Source organism: Nocardioides sp. (assembly GCF_034670285.1).
Taxonomy (GTDB): Bacteria; Actinomycetota; Actinomycetes; order Propionibacteriales; family Nocardioidaceae; genus Nocardioides.
Genome location: NZ_JAXMNS010000256.1, coordinates 1 through 5,654, shown reverse-complemented (window position 1 = coordinate 5,654; position 5,654 = coordinate 1). Strand labels below are relative to the sequence as shown.

Genomic DNA, 5,654 nt, shown 5'->3' with positions numbered 1-5,654 from the left:
ACGACGCCCTTGGGATTGCCGGTGGTGCCGGAGGTGTAGCACATCGCGGCGGCATCGCGCTCGTCCAGATCAGGCCAGTCGAACGCGGACTGCTCGGCGGCGAGGAGGTCGTCGTACAGGTGCACCACGGGCCCGGCCGCACGCAGGGCGGTGAGGTCGGTGTCCGCGGCCTCGGGACCCGCGACGAGGACGTGTCGAACCGTCGTCATGGCGGCCAGATGAGGCGCGAGCGCCTCGACGAGGGAGGCATCGACGATGACGATCTCGTCCTCGGCGTGGTTGGCGATGTAGACCAGCTGCTCGGGGAACAACCGGATGTTGAGGGTGTGGAGCACGGCACCCATCGAGGGCACCGCGAGGTAGGCCTCGAGGTGCTCGGCGTTGTTCCAGGCGAACGTCGCGACCCGCTGGTCGCCGTCGATCCCCAGTCGTCGGAGTGCGTTGGCCAGCTGACCGACGCGTTCGCCGACCTCGGCGTACGACCGCCGCCGCGTGCCGTCCGCGGTGGCGGTGACGACCTCGGCGTCCGGATGGATCGACGTCACGTGACGTCGAATGGCGCCGATCGTGAGCTGGTCGTCCTGCATCGTGCTGCGCATGCGTGAGGCCTCCGAGTGAGCGGCGGGGACGGCGAGGGGTCGCCGGTGTGGCGTACCTCACCATCGTGCCACCCGGGTCCCACCGGTCCCCCACAGTTCGCGGACCGGGACGGGTCAGCTGTAGACAGTGACCTCGGCGCGGAACTCGCGCGTGGTCTCGGCGGCAAGCTCTTGGTTGATCCCGTCGACGCGGTAGATCGCGGTGCCGATGCCGCCGGAGTCGGCCCAGCCACACACGATCAGGTCGACGTAGGGCCCGAGCCGCGGGAACGTCCCGCACGCCATGGCGCCGCGCAGGTCGCCGGCGGGCACCTCGACGACGTCGGTGATGCCGGTGCCCTCGAGGTAGTCGCCGAGCGCGGTCTCGGGTCGACCGACGAGCTCGCGGGCGAGGTCGCTGTCGGTGGTGACGTTGATGCCGTTGTAGACGAGGACGTCGTCGCCCCCGCGCCGGTAGTCGCCGTAGACGGCCTCGAGCGACTCGTCGGCGCGCAGGATCCGGCCGCGCAGCTCGGCCTCCTGCTCGTCGGCGCTGGCGCCCTTCCGGAGCGTCCAGGCGCCGGCCTGGTCCGGCGCGGCCAACGACCGGTTGCCCTGGTCACCCACGTCGGGGACGTTCTCGAGACGATCAGGCACCAGGTCGGTCAGGACCACCAACGCGACCGCCGGCAGCACGACGATCGGTGGGTAGAGCCACCAGCTCCACGCCGATGCCGAGCGGTGGGCGACCAAGGAGGTGACCGCAGCGACCGCGAGCGCAGGCAGCCCCACCGCTGCCACCGAGGCCAGGAAAGAGCGGTCGGGGCGACCGTCGATGGCGAACGGCAGCAGCACGACTGCTGTCAGGGCGGCCCAGGTCAGAGCCATCAGCCAGGCGGAGGAGTTGGGGCGGCTCGGGCGCTGGGGTCCGGCCCGGTGCTTCTCGCGCGCGGGCGGCTCGCTCGCGCCCGACCCGTGGTGGGTCGCCACGTCGCCGTCGCCGTCGTCCTCCGGACCGACGGTGCCTTCAGCTGTCACGTCGGGCTCGGCGGTGTCAGGCATGGGCACATCCTCCCCCACGCGGCATCCTTGACCCATGGAGCCCTACGGCGCGTCCCACCTCGTGATGCTCGGCGTCTTCGTGGTCGGCCTTGCGGCCGCCGTGCTCGTGGGGCGCCACGACCGACGCACCGGCTCCGTGGTCGTCTCCCGCAGTCTCGCGCTGCTCCTGCCCGCGGTCACGGTGCCCCTCCAGGTCTACGACGTCGTCACCCGCTTCGAGATCGGGGTGAGCCTGCCGCTGCACCTGTGCGACCTGGCGTGGCCTGCGGCGGCCTACGCCCTGTGGACCCGACGCCCGTGGGCCGTGGGCCTGACCTACTACTGGGGCCTGGTGCTGACCACCCAGGGGATCGTCACGCCGTCCCTGGGCGAGGCCTTTCCCGAGGTCCGCTTCTTCGCGTTCTGGGCCCTGCACCTGCTGATCGTGTGGGCGGCGGTCTACCTCGTGTGGGGACTCGGCCTGGCACCGCGGTGGCGGGAGTACCGGCTGGTGATGGCGGTGACGCTCGCCTGGGCCGTCGGCGCCTACGCGTTCAACCTGGTGGCCGACACCAACTACGGCTACCTCGTGCGCAAGCCGAGCAGCGGGTCCGCCCTCGACCTGCTCGGCCCCTGGCCCGTCTACGTGCTCGCGGAGATCGCGATCGTGGCAGCGATCTGGGCCCTCATGACGTGGCCCTGGGCTAGGACGTCTCGGCGGCACGCACCTTCGCCGCGAGGGTAGCGGCGTCGTCGGGGGTGCCGCCGTGCTCGGCAATCCAGGCGTAGCACCCCTCGCGGTCGGCGTGACACATCACGCCCACCACGTCGCCGGGCAGCGCCTGACCGACGAGGGCCGACATCACCGCCACCTCGGTGGGGTAGGCCGGCACCCCGGTGACCCCCACCCGTTCGGCGCCGGCGCGCATCAGTGCATCGAGCTCGTCGGTGCTGCGGCCGCGCAGGTAGCGCTCCTTGTGGCCGATGGCCACGACGTCGCTGTCACGTGCGGCGATCTCGCCGAGCTTCTCGATGAGGTCGTCGGTGCGGTCACCGACCACGCCGAGGCCGAGGAGCAAGCGCCCACCCGGACGCCGTACGCCGTTCATGATCTCCATCAGGGCCTCGAGGCCGGCCTCGTTGTGGGCGAGGTCCATCACGACCGAGATCGCGCCCTGGTCGGGCTCCGCGCCGGGGAGGCTGAAGAAGTTCATCCGGCCCGGGTTGTGCTCGGCGTCGGGCGCGAAGGTGCGCAGCCCCTCGATGACGGTGGCCCGCGGGATCCCGATGGCCAGCGCCGCCGACGCCGCGGCGAGGGTGTTCTCGACGTTGAAGCGCGACAGCCCCGCGAGGGTCATCGGCACGTCGACGAGCTCGATGAGCGGGTCCGGGTCGGCGTTGGCGCGCAGCACCGACACCCAGCCGTCGATCACGACCGTGGCGCGACCGCGGGCGGTGAGCGTCTCGCGCACCCCCGGCGAGTCCACGTCGCGCGAGAACACCCAGGGCTTGGCCTTGATCACGTGGCGCATCGCGTAGACCCGGGGGTCGTCGGCGTTGAGGACCGCCCAGCCGCCCTTGCGCGTGATGCGCGGCACCACGGCCTTGACCTCGGCGAGCTGGTCGACGGTGTCGATGCCCTGCTGGCCGAGGTGGTCGGCGGTGACGTTGGTGACGACCGAGACGTCGTTGTGGACCACACCGATCCCCTTGAGGAGGATTCCGCCCCGAGCGGTCTCGGTGACCGCGAGCTGCACCTCCGGGTGCGCGAGCACCCGGCCGGCACCGCTCGGCCCTGAGTAGTCGCCTGCCTCCACCATCGCGCCGTCGACGTAGATCCCGTCGGTGTTGGACCACCCCACGAGGAGCCCGTGGGTGCGGGCGATGTGGGCGACCATGCGCGACGTGGTGGTCTTGCCGTTGGTGCCGGTGACCGCCACGACGGGCACGGTCGGAGTCAGGGTGGTCGGGGCCTCGCCGGGCTCAGCGGCAGCGACCCGCTCGGCGGCGGCACTCACTGCAGCCTCCAGGTCTGCGCCCGGCAGGGCGTCCAGCACCGCACCGATGGCGCGGCCCATCTCCTGGGCGCGTGTGCGGTTCGCCCACGGGAACGCGACCACGACCTGGTAGGCGTCAGCCGTCGAGCGCACCCGCACAGCGAGGCTCGAGGTCCCGGACTCCTGGGCGACCGCGCGCACGAGGCGCCCGACGGCGCGCAGCGCGAAGCGCTGGCGAAAACCGGTGTCGGGCGCGCCGGGGCGAGCGTGCTTCAGGCCGATGCGCACCGCAAGACGCTCCGCCGTCGCCTCGGAGGCCGAGGAGAGACCGGAGACGTCGAGGGTGAGCTTGATGGCGGCACGGGGGAAGTAGAGGTTGGGCCCTTCGAGGACCCGCAGCTCTTTCAGGGAGGAGACCGTCACCGGGGCGACGCTACCTGCGTGGGCCCCTGAGTCACGCACCCATGGCGTGGAAGCCGCCGTCGACGTGCACGATCTCGCCGGTCGTGGCGGGGAAGAAGTCCGAGAGCAGCGCGCACACGGCCTTGGCCGTCGGCTCCTGGTCGGAGTTGTCCCATCCGAGGGGTGCCTTGGTCTCCCACATCGCGTCCAGCTCCTCGAAGCCCGGGATCGCCTTGGCCGCGAGCGTCTTGAGCGGTCCGGCTGCCACGAGGTTGACCCGGATGCCGTCGCGCCCGAGGTCGCGGGCGAGGTAGCGCGAGGTCGACTCGAGGGCTGCCTTGGCCACGCCCATCCAGTCGTAGACCGGCCAGGACACGCTGGCGTCGAAGGTGAGCCCGACGATCGAGCCCCCCTCGCCCATCAACGGCTTGGTGGCCATGGCCAGCGACTTGAGGGAGTAGGCCGAGACCTGCACCGCCTGGGCGACGTCGTCCCAGGGGCCGGTGAGGAACTTGCCGCCGAGCAGCGTCTCGGGGTTGCCGTAGGCGATCGAGTGGACGACGCCGTCGAGGGTGCCGTCGGCTCCGATGTGCTCACGCACTGCGTCGGCGAGGCCCGCAAGGTGCGCCTCGTCGGTCACGTCGAGCTCGAGCACCACAGGCTCCACCGGGAGCCGCTTGGCGATGCGTCGCGTGATGCCGAGCGCGCGGCCGAAGTTGGAGATGAGCACGGTCGCGCCCTGCTCCTGCGCGACCTTGGCGGTCGCGAACCCGATAGAGGAATCCATCGTGACTCCAGCGACCAGGATCGTCTTGCCGTCGAGAATGCCCATGTCAGTGCCCCATTCCTAGTCCGCCGTCGACGGGGATGACCGCCCCGGTCACGTATGCCGCTCCGTCACTCGCCAGCCAGGTGACCGCCGAGGCGACCTCACCGGGGTCGGCGTAGCGACCCAGTGGCACCTGCATCCGGATGGCGTCCTTCTGCTCCTCGCTCAGCACCGCGGTCATGTCGGTGTCGACGAAGCCGGGGGCGACGACGTTCGTGGTGATCGAGCGCGAGCCGAGCTCGCGCGCCAGCGATCGCGCCATCCCGACCAGGCCGGCCTTGGAGGCGGCGTAGTTGACCTGGCCGGCGGAGCCGGTCAGTCCCACGACCGAGGAGATCAGGATGATCCGACCTCGGCGCAGCCGCAGCATCCCCTTGGAGGCCCGCTTGGCGAGCCGGAAGGTGCCGGTCAGGTTGGTGTCGATGACCTTCGACCAGTCGTCGTCGGACATCCGCAGCAGCAGCGTGTCGGCCGTGACCCCGGCGTTGGCGACGAGGATCTCGACCCGGCCGAGCTCGGCCTCGATGGTCTCGAAGGCAGCGTCGACGGCTGCCTGGTCGGTCACGTCGCACGTGACGTCGAGAGCTCCCTCGGGCGCTCCCCCGCTGCGCGTGGTGACCGCGACCTTGTCGCCCTGGGCGAGGAACGCCTCCGCGATGGCTCGTCCGATGCCGCGGTTGCCGCCGGTCACGAGGACGACGCGCGGCTCGCCCGCTGGACCCTTGCTCTGCTCCGATGCGCTCACGCTGCTCGACGCTAGCGATTACTCCGGGGTAGTCCTACTGGGCCGTCCCCGGGGGTTGAGGG

At 71.3% G+C, this 5,654-nt stretch carries 6 protein-coding genes; 1 reads left to right on the top strand and 5 read right to left on the bottom strand.

The window, feature by feature from the left end; genetic code table 11:
• Both VOI19_RS13100 and VOI19_RS13095 read right to left on the bottom strand, forming a co-directional pair.
• A partial coding sequence (locus VOI19_RS13100) for an AMP-binding protein (protein WP_323793405.1) occupies positions 1-599 on the bottom strand: 599 nt, incomplete at its 3' end.
• Between the two features lie 114 nt (positions 600-713).
• Complete coding sequence (locus tag VOI19_RS13095; RefSeq protein ID WP_323793404.1) at positions 714-1,640, bottom strand: hypothetical protein; 927 nt, start codon at positions 1,638-1,640, stop codon at positions 714-716.
• Positions 1,641-1,674: 34 nt separating this feature from the next.
• Between VOI19_RS13095 and VOI19_RS13090 the strand changes: the two genes are divergently transcribed.
• Positions 1,675-2,364, top strand: coding sequence for a TIGR02206 family membrane protein (locus VOI19_RS13090; protein WP_323793403.1), 690 nt, complete (start codon positions 1,675-1,677; stop codon positions 2,362-2,364).
• On the opposite strand, the gene VOI19_RS13085 is transcribed toward VOI19_RS13090, so the two are convergent.
• From VOI19_RS13085 to fabG, 3 genes are read right to left on the bottom strand one after another with little or no spacing between them, the layout of a single operon-like run.
• Positions 2,324-4,039 (bottom strand): Mur ligase family protein, encoded by a 1,716-nt coding sequence (locus VOI19_RS13085; RefSeq protein WP_323793402.1) that lies wholly within the window; start codon positions 4,037-4,039, stop codon positions 2,324-2,326. The two genes, VOI19_RS13090 and VOI19_RS13085, sit on opposite strands and share 41 nt — an antisense overlap.
• Positions 4,040-4,070: 31 nt before the next feature.
• Entirely contained in the window at positions 4,071-4,850 is a 780-nt protein-coding gene (gene fabI / locus VOI19_RS13080) for an enoyl-ACP reductase FabI (RefSeq protein ID WP_323793401.1), read from the bottom strand.
• A 1-nt stretch (position 4,851) separates the two neighbouring features.
• Positions 4,852-5,592 (bottom strand): 3-oxoacyl-[acyl-carrier-protein] reductase, encoded by a 741-nt coding sequence (fabG, locus tag VOI19_RS13075; protein WP_323793400.1) that lies wholly within the window; start codon positions 5,590-5,592, stop codon positions 4,852-4,854.
• Positions 5,593-5,654 lie beyond the last annotated feature (62 nt).

Coding starts and splice junctions, on each gene's coding strand:
- VOI19_RS13090 (WP_323793403.1), top strand. CDS start 1,675: ATGGAGCCCTACGGCGCGTCCCACCTCGTGATGCTCGGCGTCTTCGTG.
- fabI (WP_323793401.1), bottom strand. CDS start 4,850: ATGGGCATTCTCGACGGCAAGACGATCCTGGTCGCTGGAGTCACGATG.
- VOI19_RS13095 (WP_323793404.1), bottom strand. CDS start 1,640: ATGCCTGACACCGCCGAGCCCGACGTGACAGCTGAAGGCACCGTCGGT.